The 20536-nt window shown below is 54.3% G+C and carries 17 protein-coding genes; 4 read left to right on the top strand and 13 right to left on the bottom strand.

From position 1 onward, the window contains the following. Nucleotides 1-9: 9 nt before the first annotated feature. Genes GM154_RS14385 through GM154_RS14375 form a run of 3 tightly spaced genes read left to right on the top strand, consistent with a single transcriptional unit; the run spans nt 10 to nt 3684 of the window. Nucleotides 10-2031: a HAMP domain-containing sensor histidine kinase gene (locus GM154_RS14385; protein WP_019366764.1), complete on the top strand. Its 2022-nt coding sequence runs from the start codon at nt 10-12 to the stop codon at nt 2029-2031. Between the two features lie 17 nt (nt 2032-2048). After that, a complete protein-coding gene (locus GM154_RS14380) occupies nt 2049-2639 on the top strand; it encodes a cob(I)yrinic acid a,c-diamide adenosyltransferase (protein ID WP_219652583.1) in 591 nt (196 codons plus the stop codon). Next, nucleotides 2629-3684, top strand: a complete 1056-nt coding sequence (locus GM154_RS14375; RefSeq protein ID WP_219652582.1) for an ion transporter — start codon at nt 2629-2631, stop codon at nt 3682-3684. Before GM154_RS14380 ends, GM154_RS14375 begins: the two co-directional genes overlap by 11 nt. 39 nt (nt 3685-3723) lie before the next feature. Here GM154_RS14375 and GM154_RS14370 read toward each other — a convergent pair whose 3' ends face one another. The 4 genes from GM154_RS14370 to secA all read right to left on the bottom strand — a co-directional run bounded on the left by GM154_RS14370 (nt 3724) and on the right by secA (nt 9444). Then, nucleotides 3724-4668, bottom strand: a complete 945-nt coding sequence (locus GM154_RS14370; protein WP_219652581.1) for a Nudix family hydrolase — start codon at nt 4666-4668, stop codon at nt 3724-3726. Further along, the gene (locus GM154_RS14365; protein ID WP_219652580.1) at nt 4665-5303 is read right to left on the bottom strand and encodes a glutathione S-transferase family protein; all 639 of its coding nucleotides are present in this window, start codon (nt 5301-5303) and stop codon (nt 4665-4667) included. Before GM154_RS14365 ends, GM154_RS14370 begins: the two co-directional genes overlap by 4 nt. Nucleotides 5304-5394: 91 nt before the next feature. After that, entirely contained in the window at nt 5395-6612 is a 1218-nt protein-coding gene (gene argJ / locus GM154_RS14360; protein WP_219652579.1) for a bifunctional glutamate N-acetyltransferase/amino-acid acetyltransferase ArgJ, read from the bottom strand. 90 nt (nt 6613-6702) lie between these two features. Beyond that, complete coding sequence (secA, locus tag GM154_RS14355) at nt 6703-9444, bottom strand: preprotein translocase subunit SecA (protein WP_019366770.1); 2742 nt, start codon at nt 9442-9444, stop codon at nt 6703-6705. A gap of 205 nt (nt 9445-9649) precedes the next feature. On the opposite strand from secA, the gene GM154_RS14350 reads away from it, so the two are divergent. Further along, on the top strand, nt 9650-10114 hold the full coding sequence (locus GM154_RS14350) for a DciA family protein (RefSeq protein ID WP_010795309.1): 465 nt from the start codon (nt 9650-9652) through the stop codon (nt 10112-10114). Between the two features lie 39 nt (nt 10115-10153). On the opposite strand, the gene lpxC is transcribed toward GM154_RS14350, so the two are convergent. The 9 genes from lpxC to murD all read right to left on the bottom strand — a co-directional run bounded on the left by lpxC (nt 10154) and on the right by murD (nt 20534). Beyond that, nucleotides 10154-11065 (bottom strand): UDP-3-O-acyl-N-acetylglucosamine deacetylase, encoded by a 912-nt coding sequence (gene lpxC / locus GM154_RS14345; RefSeq protein WP_010795310.1) that lies wholly within the window; start codon nt 11063-11065, stop codon nt 10154-10156. A gap of 109 nt (nt 11066-11174) precedes the next feature. After that, nucleotides 11175-12347, bottom strand: a complete 1173-nt coding sequence (gene ftsZ, locus GM154_RS14340; protein ID WP_010795311.1) for a cell division protein FtsZ — start codon at nt 12345-12347, stop codon at nt 11175-11177. Between the two features lie 53 nt (nt 12348-12400). Further along, the gene (gene ftsA, locus GM154_RS14335) at nt 12401-13648 is read right to left on the bottom strand and encodes a cell division protein FtsA (protein ID WP_010795312.1); all 1248 of its coding nucleotides are present in this window, start codon (nt 13646-13648) and stop codon (nt 12401-12403) included. Between the two features lie 24 nt (nt 13649-13672). Continuing rightward, on the bottom strand, nt 13673-14533 hold the full coding sequence (locus GM154_RS14330) for a cell division protein FtsQ/DivIB (protein ID WP_010795313.1): 861 nt from the start codon (nt 14531-14533) through the stop codon (nt 13673-13675). A gap of 1 nt (nt 14534) precedes the next feature. Then, nucleotides 14535-15485, bottom strand: a complete 951-nt coding sequence (locus tag GM154_RS14325) for a D-alanine--D-alanine ligase (RefSeq protein ID WP_219652578.1) — start codon at nt 15483-15485, stop codon at nt 14535-14537. Beyond that, entirely contained in the window at nt 15482-16936 is a 1455-nt protein-coding gene (gene murC / locus GM154_RS14320) for a UDP-N-acetylmuramate--L-alanine ligase (protein ID WP_010795315.1), read from the bottom strand. The genes GM154_RS14325 and murC overlap by 4 nt, the downstream gene beginning before the upstream one ends. After that, entirely contained in the window at nt 16929-17999 is a 1071-nt protein-coding gene (gene murG / locus GM154_RS14315) for an undecaprenyldiphospho-muramoylpentapeptide beta-N-acetylglucosaminyltransferase (RefSeq protein WP_219652577.1), read from the bottom strand. Before murG ends, murC begins: the two co-directional genes overlap by 8 nt. Next, nucleotides 17989-19188, bottom strand: a complete 1200-nt coding sequence (ftsW, locus tag GM154_RS14310) for a putative lipid II flippase FtsW (protein ID WP_019366775.1) — start codon at nt 19186-19188, stop codon at nt 17989-17991. The genes murG and ftsW overlap by 11 nt, the downstream gene beginning before the upstream one ends. Then, nucleotides 19188-20534, bottom strand: a complete 1347-nt coding sequence (gene murD / locus GM154_RS14305) for a UDP-N-acetylmuramoyl-L-alanine--D-glutamate ligase (RefSeq protein ID WP_219652576.1) — start codon at nt 20532-20534, stop codon at nt 19188-19190. The genes ftsW and murD overlap by 1 nt, the downstream gene beginning before the upstream one ends. Nucleotides 20535-20536 lie beyond the last annotated feature (2 nt).

Here is a 20536-nt window from a genome sequence, read left to right as displayed (position 1 = left end):
ATGTAAGCCATGATTCTGCGCGAGCGACTCAGAAATCTTCCGGTTGGCCAGAAGTTGTTGGCTGCGCTTCTTGTACTGTTAAGCGCTGTGCTGCTGGTAGCTAACATTACCTTCATCTCTGCAGCCTACTGGATTTCCCAGGAAAACATGACGCCCCAGGCGTTGCAAACGGTTGGCAGGCTGCTGGCAATCCCCACGCTGAGCCAGGAGGCGCTGAGCTCCAAGGAGCGGGCTGAAGCGCTTCTGCATCGACTCGACAATTACAGTCCGCTCCGCCTGGCCGCCATTTACAACCAGGACGGGCATCTACTTGCCGAAATACAAAATGGCACGTTGCTAAAGCTGCCTACGCATTACACAAGCCTTGAAAACTGGCGCTTGCGTGAGTTTCGTACGAATGTGCTGATCGAGCTTCCTCAAGAAGATGGCCGCTCCGGCCATTTGCTGCTGGTCGCCAGCAGCGAGTTACCCGGGGCCTTCTATACCGGAACGCTGACCGCCAGTATCGCCATTCTGGTGTTCAGTCTCCTGCTCTGGTTTGTTGTGGCCAGACAGATTCGTCTGTTGATCACCCGGCCGATCCTTCAGCTGGAAGAGCTGTCTCGCCAGGTTACCCGCGAGGAAAACTACTCGCTGCGCGCTGGCAAGGGTAGTGACGACGAAATAGGTCGGCTGGCAGATGCTTTCAATACGATGCTGACCCGCATCGAGGGCCGCGAGCAACAGCTCAAACGCGCCCGTGATGACGCCCAGTCCGCAGTGCTTCAGGCTCAAACCCTGGCCGAAGAAACACGTCGCTCGAACCGAAAGCTCGAACTGGAAGTTCAGGTACGGGGCAAGATCGAGAAAAAGCTCACCGGCTTTCAAAATTACCTCAACAGCATCATCGACTCGATGCCATCGGCACTGATTGCTGTCGATGAACAGTTCTATGTGACGCAGTGGAACCAGGAGGCAACCAATCTCTCAGGCACCAATCTGGATGAGGCGTTGAATCAACCTATTTTTCTGGCCTTCCCCTCAATCAAACCGTTTCTTCCCCAGCTAAGTCGCGCTGCCGAACATATGCGTGTGGAAAAAGTAGAGCGTGTCACCTGGGCGCTGATTGACGCTCCCCGACATTACACGCTGACATTTTATCCGCTCATGGGCGGTGCCGGACGCGGAGTCGTCATCCGAATCGATGACATCACCCAGCGCCTGAACATGGAAGAGCTGATGGTGCAATCCGAAAAAATGCTCTCGGTCGGTGGCTTGGCTGCGGGCATGGCGCATGAAATTAATAATCCGCTCGGTGCCATCCTGCATAACGTCCAGAATATCCGCCGCCGACTTTCGCCAGAGCTTCCCAAGAATATCGATCAGGCAGCAGAGTGCGGCGTGGGACTGGAGGATGTGAACTGCTACCTGGAGGGGCGGGAAATCCCCCGTCTTCTTGATGGGATTCATCAGGCAGGAAGCCGTGCAGCCAAAATCGTCAGTCACATGCTGGCTTTCAGTCGTCGAAGCAACCGCAAGATGGTCGCCTGCGACCTGCCCTCCCTGATCGACCAGGCCATCGAAATTGCTGGCAATGATTTTGACCTGGCAGAAGGTTTCGACTTCCGCGCACTCAATATCCAATGTGAATTTGATCCGGATCTGGGGCCCGTACCGGTTATTGCCAATGAACTTGAGCAGGTTCTCCTCAATCTGTTGAAGAACGCGGCCCAGGCCATTCATCAACGGGATGATGAAGAAGAAGGCGAAACGGGCCGTGTGGTGCTGCGTACATACCGCCGAGGCGATTGGGCAGAAATTCAGGTTGAGGACAATGGGATCGGGATTCCGGAATCAATTTGCAAGCGGATCTTCGAACCCTTCTTTACCACCAAGGAAGTGGGACAAGGGACCGGACTGGGTTTGTCCGTGTCTTATTTCATCATTACCAACAACCACAAGGGTCAAATGGAGGTCCATTCCAGACCTGGTGAAGGCACCTGCTTTACCCTGCGCTTGCCGCTCAATCAGCCGGAGGCAGGTAACAACTGATACCAAGGAGCTTGTACATGGGCTATCGCCTGTCAAAAATCTACACCCGAACCGGTGACACAGGCGAAACAGGTCTGGCAGACGGCAGCCGCGTCCGCAAGGACCATCCTCGTATCGAGGCCATTGGTGATGTGGACGAACTCAATAGCATGCTAGGCGTTCTGCTTGCAGAGCTGGAGGATCAGCAGGTTCACATCCCCGAGCTTGTCTCCGTCATTGACGTCCTGACGCCCTGCCAGCATCGCCTGTTCGATCTGGGTGGTGAGTTGGCCATGCCAGATTATCGCGCGCTGGACTACGATGAGATCGAACGACTGGAGCAGGCGATCGATACTTGGAATGAAGAGCTGGGGCCTCTCGAGAACTTCATCCTGCCCGGCGGTTCACGCGCCGTTGCGTTGGCTCATACCGCACGCAGCATCGCTCGACGTGCCGAGCGGCGTTGCCAGACGTTAAACCTAAGCGAGCCGCTCGAAGGTGTAGGGATGGCTTATCTCAACCGCCTTTCGGACTTGCTGTTTGTTGTCGCACGCATCATTGGTAGGCGTCAGGGTATTGCCGAGCGCTTGTGGAGGCCGGCTCAGAAAGCGGGACATCATGATGGCTGATCCCACCGCCCTTCCACCGACACGTCGCCGCGAAGGGCTCCATGCCGCCTGGGATGGATTCATTCTCGTATTGGTATGTGCCAATCTGGCGTTGATTCTGTTTGATAGCCTTTATTCAATTGGCCCGTTGAATCGTCTGGTTGAGCTGGCCAGCCCCACTGCACATGGCTGGTATGCTCATTATGTGCATGCACACTTCCAGACAATCGATCTCTGCTTTGTTGCATTTTTCATTCTGGATGTACTGCTGAGCTGGGCGATTGCCATTGCAGAGCGGTGTCATGGCAAGTGGTGGTACTACCCTTTTATTCACTGGTATGACGTTCTAGGTTGCATTCCGCTGAGTGGCTTCCGCCTCCTGAGAGCCTTGCGCGTCGCCTCCCTGCTTATTCGTCTGCAACGGCTGGGCCTCATCGACATTCGTCATTGGCGCCTCTACGAGTTTCTTAATCACTACTATCAGCTCTTGATGGAGGAAATCTCTGATCGCGTCATGATTAAAATCTTCGGCGAGATACAGGAAGAGCTTCGTACGCAGGACGACTTTTCCAGCCGCGTTATCGACGATGTCATTCGACCACGCAAACAGCAGCTGATAGATGCGGTCGCCTCGCGGTTACAACGCATGATCAATGAAAGCTATGCTCATAACCAGGCTACGCTGCATCGTTATGTCAGCGAATTGATCAGCTCGGCAGTAGCCGAAAACGAGGACATCAAATCCCTGAAGCGACTTCCCATGGGCGATCGCCTCGCCAAGTCTCTCGACAATACGCTTGCCGATATCGTCAATCGCCTGATCCGTGAGGCGGTTGTTGGTCTGCAGTCAAGAGACTTTAAGGCGTTGGCCAGCCGTATTGCTGATCGTAGCTTCGATGAAAGTCTGCCTCGAGGACAAACGGATCTTGATGAAGTACTGGTCGAAATTCTTGAAGTATTCAAGCAAAAGGTTATTGCTCGCCGAGCTAGCGAGCTGGGTGAACTACTGCTGCCCACCCCGCTGGCTGACGCCTCTCAGCTAACGGGGCCAGACAGGCCTCGTTAGATAGATTCCGGTGACCGTATCAGCACCGGAACTCAACGTTCACTCCGCAGGCCAAAAAGCGCGGATACCCGCTACCCCCTGGGCACCCGACGCCCAGGCACGGGACAAGTCAGCGGGCCCTAGGCCGCCTAGCAGATATGCAGGATGGTTAAATGCCTTCAAAAGCGCTTCCGCGGCTTCCCATCCCAGCGTCGGCGCTCCTGGGTGAGACTCGGTAGGTTGAACAGGAGAAAGCGTTACGAAGTCCACTCCCATCTGCCTGGCAAGCTCAAGCTCCTCAGCATTATGACAAGACGCTGCCAGCCAACGGTGCTCAGGAAAAGGTCGCCCATTGTCAGCGTAACGGCGCAGCTGCTGGCTGGTTATATGCCATCCGGCAGCCGGAAAGTCACCCAACCATTCCAATGGCCCCTTGAGCATGAGCTGAGCACGGCCAGCACAGAGTCCTTGCGCATCCACTGCGAGGTCACGGTATTGAGGATCGAATGAGGCAGGCGTGCGCAGCTGAACCAGCTCGATACCTGCATCCAATGCTCTGGCAAGCCCATTAAGCAACGCCTTCGGCTCAAGATCCCCTGGCGTGATCAGATAGGTGCGTGGTAGCCGGGCAGCCTTGACGATAGGAATGTTTGCCTCGGGAAATTCATAGTCGGGCAAGTCACGTGGCCGTACCCAAGCCAACGGTTGGCCTTCGAGTCCTTTGGCCTCCCCTGCAAATGAAGTGACCTCCCATACGTCGAGTAGAACCGACTTATCCGTATAGTCATGGCAAACCTGGATCAATGGACGGCAGACCTCTACCTGAATACCTAACTCTTCGCTCAGCTCACGAGCCAGGGCGACCTGAACATCCTCGCCAGGCTCGACCTTTCCACCTGGAAACTCCCACAAACCACCCTGGTGCTGCTCCTTTGATCGCTTTGCTATCAGGATTTCACTTTGAGGATTGCGAATAACCGCTGCTGCGACGTGAACTCGACTCATGAAATAACCTCTTTCTCTTTCAATGCCTCCTCATACCAGCGTTGGAATGCAGGCCATGCGTAAATGGCATCTACATATCCATCAGCATCGGATGCAAGAGGCACAGAATAACTTCTCAGGCGTGTAGCGACAGGGGCATAAAAAGCGTCAGCAATACTGGCACGACCAAACAGGAACGGCCCTTCTGCACCAAAACGCTCACGGCACTCTGCCCATAAGGAACAGATACGCTTGATGTCATTTTCAGCTTCGGCAGGCATTGTCGCGAGCCGTTGGCGGCGCTTCAGGTCCATGGGCAGGTGGTTACGCAACGCTGAAAAACCGCTGTGCATTTCAGCACACAATGAACGGGCCATTGCCCGCGCGGCAGCGTCAGACGGCCACAGTCCTGCTTGCGAGTAGTTTTCGGCCATATACTCGGCAATTGCCAGAGAATCCCAAATGACGCCTTCCGGGGTCTTCAGGACAGGTACCTTACCGGTAGGAGAGTGCTGTCTAAGCCGCGCACGGCTGTCTGGTGTGTAGAGCGGAATTTGGAGCTCGTCATAGGTAGCACCGGACAGCTCCATGACCAGCCAGGCTCTAAGCGACCAAGACGAGTAATTTTTGTTACCGATAACCAGGGTAAGAGACACGCGCCTCTCCTTATCCAAAATCATGCATCTATAGGAGCACAAGAGAGGCGCGTTATGAAACGATTCCTCAATAAATCGGGAATGTTTCGCGTCAGGTGCGGTATTCCGCGTTGATCTTCACGTATTCATGGGACAGATCCGTTGTCCAGATCGTCTCACTGCAATGTCCACGACCCAATTCAATACGAATGCCAATTTCCTCTTTGCTCATGACTTCAGCGCCTTGCGCCTCGGTATAGGTCGCGGCGCGACCGCCTTTTTGAGCAATACAGACATCACCAAGGAAAACATCGATCAGGCTGACATCCAACTCCGGAACGCCTGCCCGGCCAACTGCAGCCAGAATGCGTCCCCAATTGGGGTCAGAGGCAAACAATGCTGTCTTGATCAGTGGGGAATGTGCCACAGCATAGGCTACGTCCAGGCATTCCTGATGATTCTTGCCGCCGTTGACTTCCACCGTTACAAACTTGGTTGCGCCCTCGCCGTCTCGAACGATGGCTTGGGCAAGCTCCATGGACACCTCGAAAATCGCTCGTTTGAGCTGTGCGAACAGTTCGCCTTCGGCTCTATCAATCTCGGGGAGCAATGACTTGCCGGTAGCGATCAGCATGCAGCAGTCATTGGTGGAGGTATCGCCATCGATGGTGATGCGATTGAAGGATTTATTGGAAGCGTCACGCAACAAATCCTGCAGAACGGGTTGAGCCACCTTTGCATCCGTCGCAATGTAGCCCAGCATGGTAGCCATGTTGGGACGAATCATCCCGGCGCCCTTGCTGATGCCCGTCACGGTGACGGTTTGCCCGTCAAAGGTAAACTGCCGGCTCGCCCCCTTGGGCAGGGTATCAGTCGTCATGATACCGCTGGCCGCTTGGGCCCAATTGTCTGCCTTAAGATCAGCCAGCGCTGCAGGCAGGGCAGCTTCGATCTTCTCGACAGGCAACGGCTCACCAATCACGCCTGTTGAAAACGGCAGAATGGCTGAGGCTTCCACCCCGGTCAAATCGGCAAGCGCTTGACAGGTACGCTCCGCAGCGGCCATTCCAGGCTCGCCGGTACCTGCATTGGCGTTACCTGTGTTGGTCAGCAGATAACGCACATCACCTGCAAATCGTTTACGCGCCAAAACAACCGGAGCGGCACAAAATGCATTGGTCGTAAAAACCCCAGCGACCCGCGCACCCTCTTCACAACGCATTACAACCACATCCTTGCGTCCAGGACGCTTGATGCCGGCAGATGCAATACCAAGCTCGAATCCTGGAACAGGATGTAACGTAGACAACGGGCCGAGACCAACAGCCATGAGGTTTCTCCTGTAGCTAACAATGAAACGCCGCGAGCGGCTGAGCCGGTCGCGGCGATAGGGTCATAACGTGCGCACGTCAGCCAGGCATTAGTCCAGCTTGCCGTGGCAATGCTTGTACTTTTTACCGGATCCGCACGGGCAAGGCTCGTTGCGGCCTATTTTCTGCTCGTTGCGTGCAGGCTCAAGAGGTACGACCGTGTCTTCGCCCTCCTCCGGTACCTGTACCTCAGGCTGCGCAATGGAAGGCGCTTCGGCATGCTGGAATTGCATACGCTTGGCCAGCTCCTCGGCCTCATGACGCATGCGCGCCTCTTCTTCGGCAGCGTCTTCACGACGAACCTGAACGTGAGAGAGCACACGAATCGTGTCACGCTTGACGCTTTCCAGAAGTTCCTGGAACAGGTTGAAGGACTCGCGCTTGTACTCTTGCTTCGGGTTCTTTTGCGCATAGCCACGCAGGTGAATACCGTGACGCAGATGGTCCATTGTAGTCAGGTGATCTTTCCACAGATCGTCCATGACACGCAGCAGCATCTGCTTCTCGAAGCTGCGCAGAGCCTCGGCACCTGCCATCTCTTCCTTCTCATGATAGGCCGCCACCAGCGTTTCGAGAATTTTCTCGCGAAGTGTTTCCTCGTACAGCTTGTCGTCTTCATCCAGCCACTGCTGAATCGGTAGCTTGAGTCCGAAGTCGTTATAGATCGCTTCTTCAAGCCCTGCCACATCCCACTGCTCAGGCAAGGATTGCGGTGGAATATGGGCGCTGAATGTTTGCGCCAACGCATCACGGCGGAACTCGTTGATCGTCTCACCCACATCCTGCGATTCCAGCAGGGTGTTACGCATGTGATAGATCACCTTACGCTGTTCATTGGCGACATCATCATATTCGAGCAGCTGCTTACGAATATCGAAGTTCCGACCTTCCACTTTGCGCTGAGCTTTCTCGATGGCATTGGTTACCATGCGGTGCTCGATGGCCTCGCCTGCTTCCATGCCCAACGCCTTCATGAAATTCTTCACGCGATCAGACGCGAAGATACGCATCAGGTTATCTTCAAGGGACAGGTAGAAACGGCTGGAGCCCGGGTCACCCTGACGGCCTGCACGACCACGCAGCTGGTTATCGATACGGCGTGATTCGTGGCGTTCAGAGGCAATCACATGCAGGCCACCCGACTCGATGACCTGCTGATGACGCTTCTGCCACTCGGCCTTTATCTGAGCAATCTGTTCTTCAGTAGGATTCTCAAGGGCTGCAACTTCAGCTTCCCAATTACCCCCCAAGAGGATGTCTGTACCACGGCCAGCCATATTGGTAGCAATCGTTACCATACCGGGACGCCCCGCCTGAGCAATGATCTCAGCCTCACGATCGTGGTATTTGGCGTTCAATACCTTGTGCTCAATACCTTCCTTTTGCAGCAGATGAGACAGGTATTCGGAGCTTTCAATCGACGCGGTACCTACCAGTACCGGACGACCTGCCTCCTGGCATTGCTTGACGTCAGCGATAATCGCCGCATATTTCTCTTCCTGAGTCAGATACACCAGGTCGTTGAAATCCTTACGTGCCAGCGGTCTGTGGGTTGGAATCACAATAACGTCCAGACCATAGATCTGACGGAATTCAAACGCCTCGGTGTCCGCCGTACCGGTCATGCCAGCCAGCTTGTTATACAGCCGGAAATAGTTCTGGAAGGTAGTAGAAGCCAATGTCTGGCTTTCAGCCTGGATAGGCAGACCTTCTTTCGCTTCGATCGCCTGATGCAGGCCCTCGGACAGACGACGCCCAGGCATCGTGCGGCCGGTATGCTCATCAATGAGCAGGACCTGGTTGTCCTGAACAATATATTCCACGTTACGGTGGAACAGCTTGTGTGCACGAAGCGCTGCGTAGACGTGAGTGAGAAGAGAAAGATTATGCGCTGAGTACAGGCTTTCACCTTCAGCCAGCAGACCCGCCTGGGTAAGCAGTTCCTCAATGAACTGGTGCCCCTGCTCGGTTATTTCCACCTGACGTGTTTTTTCGTCAATGGTGTAATGGCCTTCCTTCTCCTCCTCTCCCTCCACAGCCTCAACGTGCTGCTGAAGACGAGGAATGAGCTTATTGATCTGGATGTACAGCTGTGAGCTGTCTTCCGCCTGACCAGAAATAATCAGTGGCGTACGCGCCTCGTCGATAAGAATGGAGTCTACTTCGTCGACAACGGCAAAATTCAGCTCACGCTGATATTTCTCCTCGATACTGAACGCCATGTTATCGCGCAGATAATCAAAGCCGAATTCATTGTTGGTGCCGTAGGTGATATCCGCTGCGTAAGCCGCACGCTTTTCCTCCGGCGGCTGGAAAGGCATGACAATGCCTACCGTCAGCCCTAGAAATTCATACAGCGGGCGCATCCAGTTAGCGTCACGGCGAGCCAGATAGTCGTTCACGGTGACTACGTGGACGCCTTTACCAGACAAGGCATTCAGATATACCGGCAGCGTTCCTACCAACGTCTTACCTTCACCGGTACGCATCTCGGCAATCTTGCCCTCGTGAAGCGTCATACCGCCGATGAGCTGGACGTCGAAATGGCGCATACCCATTACGCGCTTGCCCGCTTCACGAGTTACGGCAAAGGCTTCAGGCAGGATATCGTCCAGTGTCTCGCCTTTAGCCAAACGCTCTTTGAACTCGAACGTCTTGGCACGCAATTGCTCGTCAGACAACCCAATAATCTGCTGTTCCAACGCATTAACGGCCTGTACGGCCTTGCTCATGCGCTTTACTTCTCGCTCGTTTTTACTTCCAAAGAGTTTCTTTAACAAAGGCGCAAACATATCGACTTGGGTCTTCCACTCGGAGAAATGGGGGGCGGCGGATCGGTGCCATCGCCCGCGCCGTCAAAAAGACAATGGGGCATTCTACTCGGAAACGCCGACGAGAAAAGGTTGACATCACTCAAAGGTCGGATTTCTGAATAGGTTTATCCGACTCATGAGGTTCATCTGTTAACATGCCAACCCCTGTCTGGAGTGCGCACACATGGTTTTTCGTCCTATTGTTGCCGTAGCGCCTGCCACCTTGCTTCGGCAGGCCAAACCCTTGAAACCACTACTATATCAGGCAGAGCGTCTCGAACGCCTACAACGCCTAGTCGATGCACAGCTACAACCTGCAGCACGCGAGCACTGTAAAGTCGCAACCTGGCAGGACGGGTGTCTTCTGCTCATTATTACGGATGGACATTGGGCTACACGTTTGCGTTACCAGCAGCGCCGCTTGCTTCGACAGCTTCAGCAGTCTTCAGAATTTACAGCTCTTCAAAAGATACTGTTCAAGGTCAAACCCAACCCTGATCCAAATCGAAAGCCAGGCCCGCGACGCGAGCTTTCCAATGTCGCTGCAGAAAGCCTGCTATCCACGGCTGAAGGTATCTCAGACCCTTCACTGCGCGCCGCGCTTGAGCGACTGGCCAGTAGAGCGCAGCCGAAAAAGACAGAAGAATAAAAAAGCCACCTTAAAGGTGGCTTTTTTAACACGCGTTCCTTACACCGCAGCAGCTGGCCGCATGTAAGAAATAGGAGCATCGCTAGAGCCTTCGAACGTTACAACTTCCCACGCATCAGGCTGAGCAATTAATGCACGTAGCAAGCGGTTGTTCATGGCATGCCCGGACTTATAGCCCCGGTACTCGCCAATCAAGCTTTTGCCTAGCAGATAAAGATCGCCAATGGCGTCTAGTATCTTGTGCTTTACAAACTCATCCTCATAACGAAGACCGTCTTCGTTGAGTACACCGTGCTCATCAACAACGATAGCGTTTTCAACGCTTCCGCCCAGAGCCAGGTTATGAGAGCGCAGGAATTCCAGATCCCGCATAAAGCCAAAGGTACGAGCCCGGCTGACTTCCTTGAGGAAAGAGGTGCTGGAAAAATCTACGGAAGCCTTCTGAGTACGACCGCTGACCACTGGATGGTCGAAATCGATCTCAAAGCTGACCTTGAAACCGTCAAACGGTACAAACGTCGCACGCTTATCACCGTCTACGACGCTGACTTCACGCTTGATACGAATGAACTGCTTTGCAGATTCCTGTTCTTCGATGCCAGCGGACTGGATCAAGAACACGAACGGACCGGCGCTTCCATCCATAATTGGAACTTCAGCGGCGGACAGTTCTACATACGCATTGTCGATGCCCAGACCTGCCAGTGCAGACAACAAATGCTCCACAGTGCCGACCTTGACACCACCCTGAATGAGATTGGTCGACATCGTGGTTTCGCCTACATATTCAGCCCAGGCGCGGATTTCCACGACCGGGTCCAGATCAATGCGGCGAAACACGATTCCGGTGTCTACGGGCGCTGGCTTCAGAGTGAGATATACCTTCTCCCCCGAATGCAGGCCAACGCCTGTAGCGCGAATAGTGTTCTTTAATGTGCGTTGTCTAATCATGACAGTTGCCGTTCATCGCTGATCGCGAATAGTTGTCAATAATGGGTCGATCATAACAGAACGACCCATTAATTCCCACCAATCACATAGATTGCATCGATTAATCTATTCAATCAGCCTGACGACGCAGGAACGCCGGAATATCAAGATAATCCAGATCATCGTTTGGATTCATCTTGGCTGCAGCAGCAGAGCTTGTATGGTTCTGACTACGCATGACGGTCGGGCGATCCAGATCACGATAGTTGACGGCAGCATGCTCCTGACGCGGCGCAACGTTAGCCTGCTGAGTAGAGTTATCGACCACCTTGACCGGCTTTTCAAGACGGGCGCCTAAACCGGTAGCAACCACGGTAACGTGGAGTTCATCGCGCATTTCCGGGTCTATTACTGCACCGACCTTGACGGTTGCATGCTCAGAAGCGAAGTCTTCAATGATTTCGCCCACTGCAGCGTACTCACCTAGGGATAGATCCAGACCTGCAGTGATGTTGACCAGAATACCACGAGCCCCATGCAGGTTGACGTCTTCCAGGAGTGGATTACGGATAGCGGCCTCAGTCGCTTCACGTGCACGGTTCGGGCCGCTGGCATGACCAGTTCCCATCATGGCCATGCCCATCTCACCCATAACCGTCTTGACGTCAGCAAAGTCAACGTTCATCAAGCCAGGACGCTGCATGATGTCCGAGATACCACGAACTGCGCCAGCCAATACATCGTCAGCCTTGGCGAAAGCGGCCAGCAGACTGGCATCCTTGCCGAGAATGGTCAGCAGTTTCTCATTGGGGATGGTAATGAGAGAGTCGACGCATTCGGAAAGGGAGCGAATACCCTCATCAGCCACCTGCATGCGCTTGCGACCTTCAAAGGGGAACGGGCGAGTTACCACGGCGACGGTGAGGATACCCATCTCCTTGGCAACTTCAGCAATAATCGGGGCGGCACCCGTACCTGTACCACCACCCATACCGGTAGTGATGAAAACCATATCGGCGCCTTCCAGAACTTCCGCGATACGCTCGCGATCTTCCATGGCTGCCTGACGGCCAATCTCAGGGTTCGTACCTGCGCCCAAGCCCTTCGTTACCCCTGGGCCAAGTTGCAGCACTGTACGAGAGCTCACATTTTTTAGCGCCTGGGCATCCGTGTTGGCACAGATGAATTCGACGCCTTCCACGCCGCTCTTCACCATGTGGTTAACGGCGTTACCGCCACCACCACCTACACCGATGACCTTAATGACTGCGCTCTGTGGAATATTGTCTACGAGCTCGAACATAATCCCCTCTCTTCCTCTCGGTTTTCGCCTACTGCTGCCGCGATTGAATTAGATTACAAATTGCCCTGGACCCAGCGCTTTATACGCTCCAGGACTGAATTCTTGGGTTCGTCACTGCTGTATCCGCCGGTGACAACCGGCACATTGTCGGATTGCTTCTGCAACCCATAGAGCAACAGGCCTACACCTGTTGAATAAATTGGGTTACGTACAACATCGGTCAGCCCCTTGACCGTCTGCGGTACGCCAAGACGCACCGGCATATGGAAAATCTCCTCGGCAAGTTCAACTGCCCCTTCCATCTTTGCAGTACCGCCGGTTAATACGATCCCTGCCGGAATCAAGTCTTCATATCCGCTGCGGCGCAACTCTGCCTGAACAAGCGTGAAGAGCTCATCGTAACGCGGCTCTACTACCTCAGCCAATGCCTGACGCGAAAGTTCGCGAGGCGGCCTTTCTCCCACACTGGGCACCTTGATGGTCTCCCCAGCCCCCGCCAGCTTTGCCAGAGCACAAGCATACCGAATCTTGATCTCTTCCGCATATTGTGTAGGCGTTCGCAAAGCCATGGCGATGTCATTTGTGACCTGATCGCCTGCAATGGGAATAACCGCCGTATGACGAATGGCGCCCTCTGTAAAAATGGCTATATCAGTCGTTCCGCCACCAATATCCACCAGGCATACGCCCAGCTCCTTTTCATCATCCGTCAGAACGGAATATGCAGAAGCCAGTTGCTCAAGAATGATGTCGTCGACCTCCAGTCCACAACGACGAACACATTTCTCGATATTTTGGGCAGCATTAACGGCACAGGTCACTACGTGGACTTTAGCCTCCAGACGAACACCGGACATACCAAGCGGCTCGCGTACACCTTCCTGGTTGTCGATGACATAGTCTTGAGCCAAAGTGTGCAAGACCCGTTGATCAGCTGGTATCGCCACAGCTTGAGCTGCGTCAAGAACACGATCGATATCAGCAGGGCTGACCTCCCGATCACGAATAGCCACGATACCGTGGGAATTCAGGCTACGGATATGGTTGCCTGCAATGCCTACAAATGCCGAATGAATACGGCAGCCCGCCATGAGCTGGGCCTCTTCCACTGCGCGCTGAATCGACTGGACCGTGGATTCGATATTGACCACTACGCCTTTTTTCAAGCCGCGGGAAGGATGCGTGCCGATGCCCACAATCTCGACCTGACCATCGGAAGACACCTCACCCACCAAGGCCACAACCTTTGAGGTTCCGATGTCCAGTCCGACGATCATCTTGCCGCTCTGCACGTTCGCCATGTTTATTGAATTCTCCTCAATTCTTTATTCGGCACGGGCTGACGCTACAGTTGTGGGAGCTACCGGCTCACGCCACGCCACCGCCAGCCCGTTTGGATAACGCAAGTCGATGCGAGCAATATTAGCCATCTGATCCTTGAGTACTTGGTCATACATCTTGACGAAGCGCCGCATCTTGTCCACGAGGTCATCACGACCAAAAATCAATTCAACGCCCTGACCCGTAGTCAGGAACCAACTCCCCCGATCATGCATTTCCAGCCGCGTAACCGTGAATCCAAGTGGACGCAGCATCTGACTGAACAATTGATACTGCTGCATTACCTGCTGCTGCGCACGTTGCGGCCCATAGAGGCGTGGCAGGTTGTCGTAATGTGCCAGATCCTTAGGTGCAAAGGCCTCGCCCTGGTTATTCAGCAGGGCTTCGTCCCCCCAGCGCGCAACAGGGAGCTGCTCCTCAAGATGGATGGCGACTTCATCCGGCCAAACACGGCGAACCTCTGCATGGGCAATCCAGGGCATCTGCTCAAGTGCCTGACGCATATTGGCCAGATCGATTGAGAAGAATGTCCCGTCAGCATAGGGCGCGATACGTTGCTGCACAGCCTCTCGGCTGATGTAGCTCAGGTCACCTTCGACATTCACCTTCGTGATTGGACGATCCGCATAAGGCAGCAGCTGTTGAGACAGCTCATATGTGCCGAAGCCAAGCCCTACCAGCAGAAGTGGCCAGGCCACACGCTTAAAGAGATTGAAGCTGGGCTTTGGCAGCCGAGCCGAGACAGGCTCCTTTTCCACCAGGCGGCTTGCACCACGCGGTGGTACCTTGCCACGAAGTGGCGTGCGACCCAATCCAGGTTGTGTATGACGAAGTGTCGTGACCATGTTAGCCCCTCGACTCCATTGTGCCTGCCAGAACCGTCAGGACAAGTTGTTGATAATCAAGGCCTGCGGCCTTGGCTGCCATGGGAACAAGGCTATGGTCGGTCATGCCGGGGACTGTATTGACTTCCAGCAGCCAGAACCGACCCTCTTTATCCTGCATGACATCAACGCGCGCCCAGCCAGCAGTCCCCACGACCTCACAGGCATGACGAGCCAATACCTTGAGTTCCAACTCACGCTCCTCATCAAGGCCACACGGAATCTGATAGCGAGTGTCGGATGCCAGGTATTTGGCGTCATAGTCATAGAAGTCGTGGGTAGTACCCAGACGAATAGGCGGCAGTACCTGATCGCCCAACAGGGCGACAGTAAACTCAGGACCGCTAATCCATTGTTCGACAAGAACTTGCGAATCGTACGTCGAGGCGGACTGCCAAGCAGTGATCAGCTCATTAACACTGTTCACCTTGGCCATACCAATGCTGGAACCTTCATGGGCGGGTTTGACGATAAGTGGAAACCCGAGTTCCTCAGCAGCCTTCCGACAATCAGACTCACAGCACAAAACGGCGTATTTAGGCGTGGACAGACCCTGGCTCAACCAGAGGTGTTTTGTTTTCAGCTTATCCATGGCCAATGCGGAAGCCAGCACCCCACTTCCTGTATAGGGTATACCCAGGCACTCCAACAGCCCTTGCATGCTACCGTCTTCCCCACCCCGTCCATGCAGGACGATAAAGGCACGGTCTACCTGTTCAGTGTTCAAACGCTGCAGCAGGTCCTGACCAACATCGATACCGAACGCATCAACGCCCGCAGCCTGCAGCGCAGCCAGCACCATTTTCCCTGAATTAAGGGAAACTTCGCGCTCGGCACTCTTGCCACCATACAACACGGCAACACGACCGTAATCGGCTGGCTGGATCGACATTGGATCAAGGATGGCGCTCATAGCGACTTCCTCAGAAAGTCAGAATTGAACAAGGGGCTTTTTATCAATTGCGGAGCCAGAGTGCCGATATCACCAGCACCTTGGCAGAGGAGAATATCCCCAGCCTTCAGGAGAGGCTTGATAAGAGGAGCAAGCTCGGTACCACGCTCGATGTAGATTGGGTCTAGCTGACCACGTTGACGGATACTATGACAGAGACGGCGGCTGTCGGCACCTGGAATCGGCTCTTCACCTGCCGGATAGACTTCCATCAACAACAATACATTGGCATCAGCCAGGACCTGCACGAAATCATCGTACAAATCACGTGTACGGCTATAGCGATGGGGCTGATAAACCATGACCAGGCGGCGCTCAGGCCAACCACCACGAACGGCCTTTATTACCGCAGCCACTTCACGGGGATGATGACCATAATCATCTACCAGCATCACACTGCCATTTTCGACAGGCAGTTCACCGTATACCTGAAAGCGACGACCTACTCCCTGGAATTCAGACAGGCCCGCCACGATGGCGTCATCGCTAAGCCCTTCATCTGTTGCAATGGCGATAGTCGCCAGGGCGTTGAGTACATTGTGTACTCCTGGCATGTTCACAGACACCGCCAAGGGTTCACGACCATTGCGAAGTACGGTGAAATAGGTACGCATGCCTTTTTGACGGATATCGACTGCGCGTACGTCTGCATCCTCGCTGGTGCCGTAAGTCACCGTGGGACGCGCAACCTGAGGAATAATCTCACGCACGACCGGATCGTCAACGCACAATACAGCCAGTCCATAGAAGGGCAGATTATGCAGAAAATCGATAAAGGTTTTCTTCAGCCGACTGAAGTCCCCTTCATACGTATCCATGTGATCGGCGTCGATATTGGTTACTACCGCCACCATAGGCTGAAGATGCAGAAAGCTCGCATCACTTTCATCAGCCTCGGCAACGAGATAACGACTGGTTCCAAGTTGAGCATTAGTCCCCGCTGCATTCAGGCGACCACCGATGACAAAGGTAGGATCGAGGCCTTCGGCCGCCAGCACGGAAGCAATCAGACTTGTAGTTGTGGTTTTCCCATGAGTACCTGCTACTGCAATTCCATGCCGGTACCGCATCAGCTCAGCCAGCATTTCAGCGCGAGGAACCACAGGAATACGGTTTTCCAGGGCAGCTGCCACTTCAGGGTTGGACTTGTTGATAGCGCTGGAAACGACTAGTACGTCCACGCGCTCAAGGTTTTCGGCGCTATGACCTATATAAATCTTGGCACCAAATTGCTGCAAGCGCTCGGTAACAGGAGAAGCCCGGAGGTCGGAGCCGGATACTTCGTACCCCAGATTGAGCAGAACCTCGGCAATTCCACACATGCCTACGCCGCCGATTCCTACAAAATGAATTCGCCGAATGCTACGCATACGACGCACTTCTGCCTGGATTGCGCTCTGGGATTTAACCATTGGCCACCTCCAGGCAGGCATCTACCACGGCTCGGGTTGCATCAGGCTTAGCCAGGGCATGGCTACGAGTGGCCATGGCAGTCAATCGTTCGGGTTGCATCAAAACCTCAGTTAGCTGTGCGGCAATTGCCGTCGCATCAGTCATTTTCTGCGGGAACAAAAGGGCTGCGCCCTCGTTCACCAAAAATTCAGCATTGCGTGTCTGGTGATCATCAATGGCATGAGGCAGTGGGATCAGAAATGCCGGCAAGCCTGCGGCCGTAAGCTCACTTACCGTCAGTGCACCTGCGCGGCAGATCACAAGGTCAGCCCAGGCATAAGCCTGAGCCATATCCGAGATGAATGGCATCACCTCTGCATCAAGATTCGAAGAGCTATAGCGCTGCAGTGTTACTTCAGCATGCTGCCGCCCTGCCTGGTGTTTCACGTTAGGACGCAGGCCGGCGGATATCTGAGCAAGCGCTTCAGGCACAAGTTTATTAATAGGCTCTGCACCAAGGCTGCCACCCAAAATCAGCAGATTGACCCTACGCCCTTCAAAAGAAGGCCGCACGGTTTGCAGGAAAAGCTCCTTGCGAACGGGGTTACCTGTACTTAACCGCTTGGGAGACGCGGCGAACGTGGCAGGAAAACCTTCGCATACTTTTTTTGCGATAGGCGCAAGCAAGCGGTTTGCAGTACCGGCAACTGCATTCTGCTCGTGAATAATAAGAGGAACGCCAGACAGACGAGCCGCCATACCGCCAGGCCCCGTGACGAAGCCACCCATACCCAGCACACAGACAGGCTTGAGAGTACGCATGATGCCGAGCGCCTGCATTAGGGCTCCGCTGAGCTGAAAGGGAGCTTTCAGCAGTGACTGCATACCCTTACCACGCAGTCCGGTAACGGTAATACGGTGTAAGGGAAGACCTGCTTGCGGGACGACATCATTTTCAATACCACGAGGCGTACCCAGCCAATGAACGGTATACCCCCGACTTTCAAACTCCTTGGCGCAGGCCAGCGCGGGAAAAACGTGTCCCCCAGTACCGCCTGCCATGATGAGGACATTACCGGACATCAGCAAAATCCTCTTCCGAAAACTCAACTTCCTCGTCGTTCATGAGTGTCCGTCTTTCCCACTCGATCCTAAGCAACAATGCCATGCTGATGCAGCAGATGATCAGCGAACTTCCGCCATAGCTTAAAAATGGCAGTGTCAGTCCCTTGGTAGGCAATAGCCCGACATTTACGCCGATATTGATCAGGAACTGGCCAATCCAGAGCATGGAAAGTCCATACGCCATATAGGCTGCAAAATACTGTTTGGCCTGCTCTGCCCAATAGCCAATGTAAAGGCCGCGTACGCATACAAAGAGAAACAACCCGACGGTGGCCAAGGCTCCGACAAGCCCCAACTCTTCTGCCAGAACGGCAAATACAAAGTCAGTGTGAGCCTCTGGCAGGTAGAACTGCTTCTGGATGCTGTTACCCAAGCCAAGCCCGAACCAGCCTCCTCGGCCAAAAGCGATTAATGCCTGAGTGAGCTGGTAGCCCGACCCAAATTGATCAGCCCAAGGGTCGGTAAAGGTGATGAGACGCTGCATACGGTACTCCTGGGTCTGAACCAGGATAAACACCGCCAGAACAGCCAGGGCCACCATTAGAATGAAACGGAACAACCCTACGCCACCCAGAAACAGCATGACAGCGGCTGCACCCATCATGACAACCGTTGCCCCGAAGTCTGGCTCACGCAGCAGAAGCATGGCCAGCGGAAGCAACACAATGAAAGGTTTGAAAAAACCGGCCCAGCTACGTCGCACTTCCTGCTCTCGCCGCACCAGATAGCCGGCCAGGTAAATCACAACGAATACCTTGGCTATTTCGGAAGGCTGAACGTTAAATAAACCGAAGCCGATCCAGCGCAGCGATCCATTTACTTCACGGCCAATTCCGGGAATCAACACCATAATCAGCAAGGCGAATGCGGCAATTAGCAGAGTTCCACCAAAACGCTGCCAGGTAGCCATTGGGATCATGAGCGTGGCTCCGCAACCCACGACACCTATCGCCAGATAGATCAGATGACGAATCATGTAGTACAGCGGATTTCCAGCCTGAGCGGCTGCTACTTCCGACGATGCGGAAGTGATCATGACCAAGCCCAAACCAAGCAAGGCCAGACAGCCAGCCAGCAAAGGAAAGTCAAGATCAACACCGTTCCGACTGATGAGCGGCGAAGGATAAGGGCGCAGCAAGGAAAACATCAATTAAGCGCCTCCACGGCCTGAGCAAACAACCGCCCACGCTCTTCAAAATTACGGAACATGTCCAGGCTTGCGCACGCTGGAGACAAGAGAACAGCATCACCAGGCTCGGCTAACGCTGCAGCTCTCTCGACGGCTTGCTCTAGTGTGGAGACATGAACGATCGTGATATCGGTATTCAAGGATTCAGCCAAGCGTTCAGCGTCCCGTCCAAGCAGAACGACTGCGCGGCAGAAAGCACTTATCGGTTTGCGGAGCGGTTCGAAATCGGCTCCTTTGCCATCGCCGCCAGCCAAAAGCACCAGCCTGCCTACGATGTCGCTTCCCAATCCTTCGATAGCAGCCAACGCAGCACCTACGTTGGTAGCTTTTGAATCGTTGTAATAGTGCACACCAGCCTTCTCACCTACCCACTGGCAACGGTGAGCCAAACCTGAAAACTCGCGAAGTGCTTCCAGCATCGGCTCGAAAGGCAATCCGGCAGCATGTCCCAAGGCTAACGCAGCCAAGGCATTGGCCTGATTATGGGCGCCACGAATCTTTAGGTCCTTTACAGGTATGAGCGGATCGAACTGAAAAGCCAGCCACTTCTCACCGTCGTGCTCACGCAGGCCGAAGCCGTTGAAATCCGGCTGACCACAACCAAATGTCCAGCATGGGACTTGCTCGGACACTAACGGGCGAGACAAGGGGTCATCCCGATTGACGACCACCTGACGTGCGCCTCTGAAGATCCGGTGCTTGGCCAGATGGTAAGCAGCCATACCACTGTAGCGATCCATGTGATCTTCACTGACGTTCAATACCGTGGCCACCTCAGCGTTCAACTGCTCACAGGTTTCCAATTGAAAACTGGACAGCTCAAGCACATAAAGGTCGACATTGTCGTCCAATAGATCCAGCGCTGGCGTCCCAAGGTTTCCGCCTATGCCGACGTGCTTGCCCGCCTTGCAGGCCATTTCACCAACAAGGGTCGTTACGGTACTTTTAGCGTTGGACCCAGTAATCGCAACGATAGGCGCCTTGGCCAGACGGGCAAACAATTCAATGTCACCGGAAAGCCTGACGCCCTGCTCCGCCGCCTTCTGAATTGCAGGCGTCTGCAATGACAAGCCGGGGCTGACATAAAGCTCACTGGCGCGGCTCAAGAAATCGGCATCCAATTCACCACAGCGCACCTCTACCTGTGGATAATGGGTGCGCAGTGTTTCCAGCTCAGGCGGGTTTTCCCGCGTGTCCACCACAGCGAATGGAACACCTTGGCGCGCCAAATGGCGAACCAGCGACATGCCACTCTTGCCAAGGCCTACAACAATGCGGAACTGGTCGGAAGCGATCAGGCTCATGG

The sequence above is a fragment of the Pseudomonas sp. MAG002Y genome, assembly GCF_019400845.1.
In the GTDB taxonomy this organism is placed as follows: domain Bacteria; phylum Pseudomonadota; class Gammaproteobacteria; order Pseudomonadales; family Pseudomonadaceae; genus Chryseomonas; species Chryseomonas luteola.
The sequence above is the reverse complement of the archived record's forward strand: the minus strand, read 5'-3'. Positions and strand labels throughout refer to the sequence as shown.

Bases quoted from the DNA above. Each gene is read 5' to 3' on its own strand.
- GM154_RS14375 (WP_219652582.1), top strand. From the start codon at position 2,629: ATGATGGCTGATCCCACCGCCCTTCCACCGACACGTCGCCGCGAAGGG.
- GM154_RS14370 (WP_219652581.1), bottom strand. From the start codon at position 4,668: ATGAGTCGAGTTCACGTCGCAGCAGCGGTTATTCGCAATCCTCAAAGT.
- GM154_RS14350 (WP_010795309.1), top strand. From the start codon at position 9,650: ATGGTTTTTCGTCCTATTGTTGCCGTAGCGCCTGCCACCTTGCTTCGG.
- ftsA (WP_010795312.1), bottom strand. From the start codon at position 13,648: ATGGCGAACGTGCAGAGCGGCAAGATGATCGTCGGACTGGACATCGGA.
- ftsW (WP_019366775.1), bottom strand. From the start codon at position 19,188: ATGTTTTCCTTGCTGCGCCCTTATCCTTCGCCGCTCATCAGTCGGAAC.
- murD (WP_219652576.1), bottom strand. From the start codon at position 20,534: ATGAGCCTGATCGCTTCCGACCAGTTCCGCATTGTTGTAGGCCTTGGC.
- GM154_RS14380 (WP_219652583.1), top strand. From the start codon at position 2,049: ATGGGCTATCGCCTGTCAAAAATCTACACCCGAACCGGTGACACAGGC.
- ftsZ (WP_010795311.1), bottom strand. From the start codon at position 12,347: ATGTTCGAGCTCGTAGACAATATTCCACAGAGCGCAGTCATTAAGGTC.
- argJ (WP_219652579.1), bottom strand. From the start codon at position 6,612: ATGGCTGTTGGTCTCGGCCCGTTGTCTACGTTACATCCTGTTCCAGGA.
- murG (WP_219652577.1), bottom strand. From the start codon at position 17,999: ATGTCCGGTAATGTCCTCATCATGGCAGGCGGTACTGGGGGACACGTT.
- secA (WP_019366770.1), bottom strand. From the start codon at position 9,444: ATGTTTGCGCCTTTGTTAAAGAAACTCTTTGGAAGTAAAAACGAGCGA.
- murC (WP_010795315.1), bottom strand. From the start codon at position 16,936: ATGGTTAAATCCCAGAGCGCAATCCAGGCAGAAGTGCGTCGTATGCGT.
- GM154_RS14325 (WP_219652578.1), bottom strand. From the start codon at position 15,485: ATGAGCGCCATCCTTGATCCAATGTCGATCCAGCCAGCCGATTACGGT.
- GM154_RS14385 (WP_019366764.1), top strand. From the start codon at position 10: ATGATTCTGCGCGAGCGACTCAGAAATCTTCCGGTTGGCCAGAAGTTG.
- lpxC (WP_010795310.1), bottom strand. From the start codon at position 11,065: ATGATTAGACAACGCACATTAAAGAACACTATTCGCGCTACAGGCGTT.
- GM154_RS14330 (WP_010795313.1), bottom strand. From the start codon at position 14,533: ATGGTCACGACACTTCGTCATACACAACCTGGATTGGGTCGCACGCCA.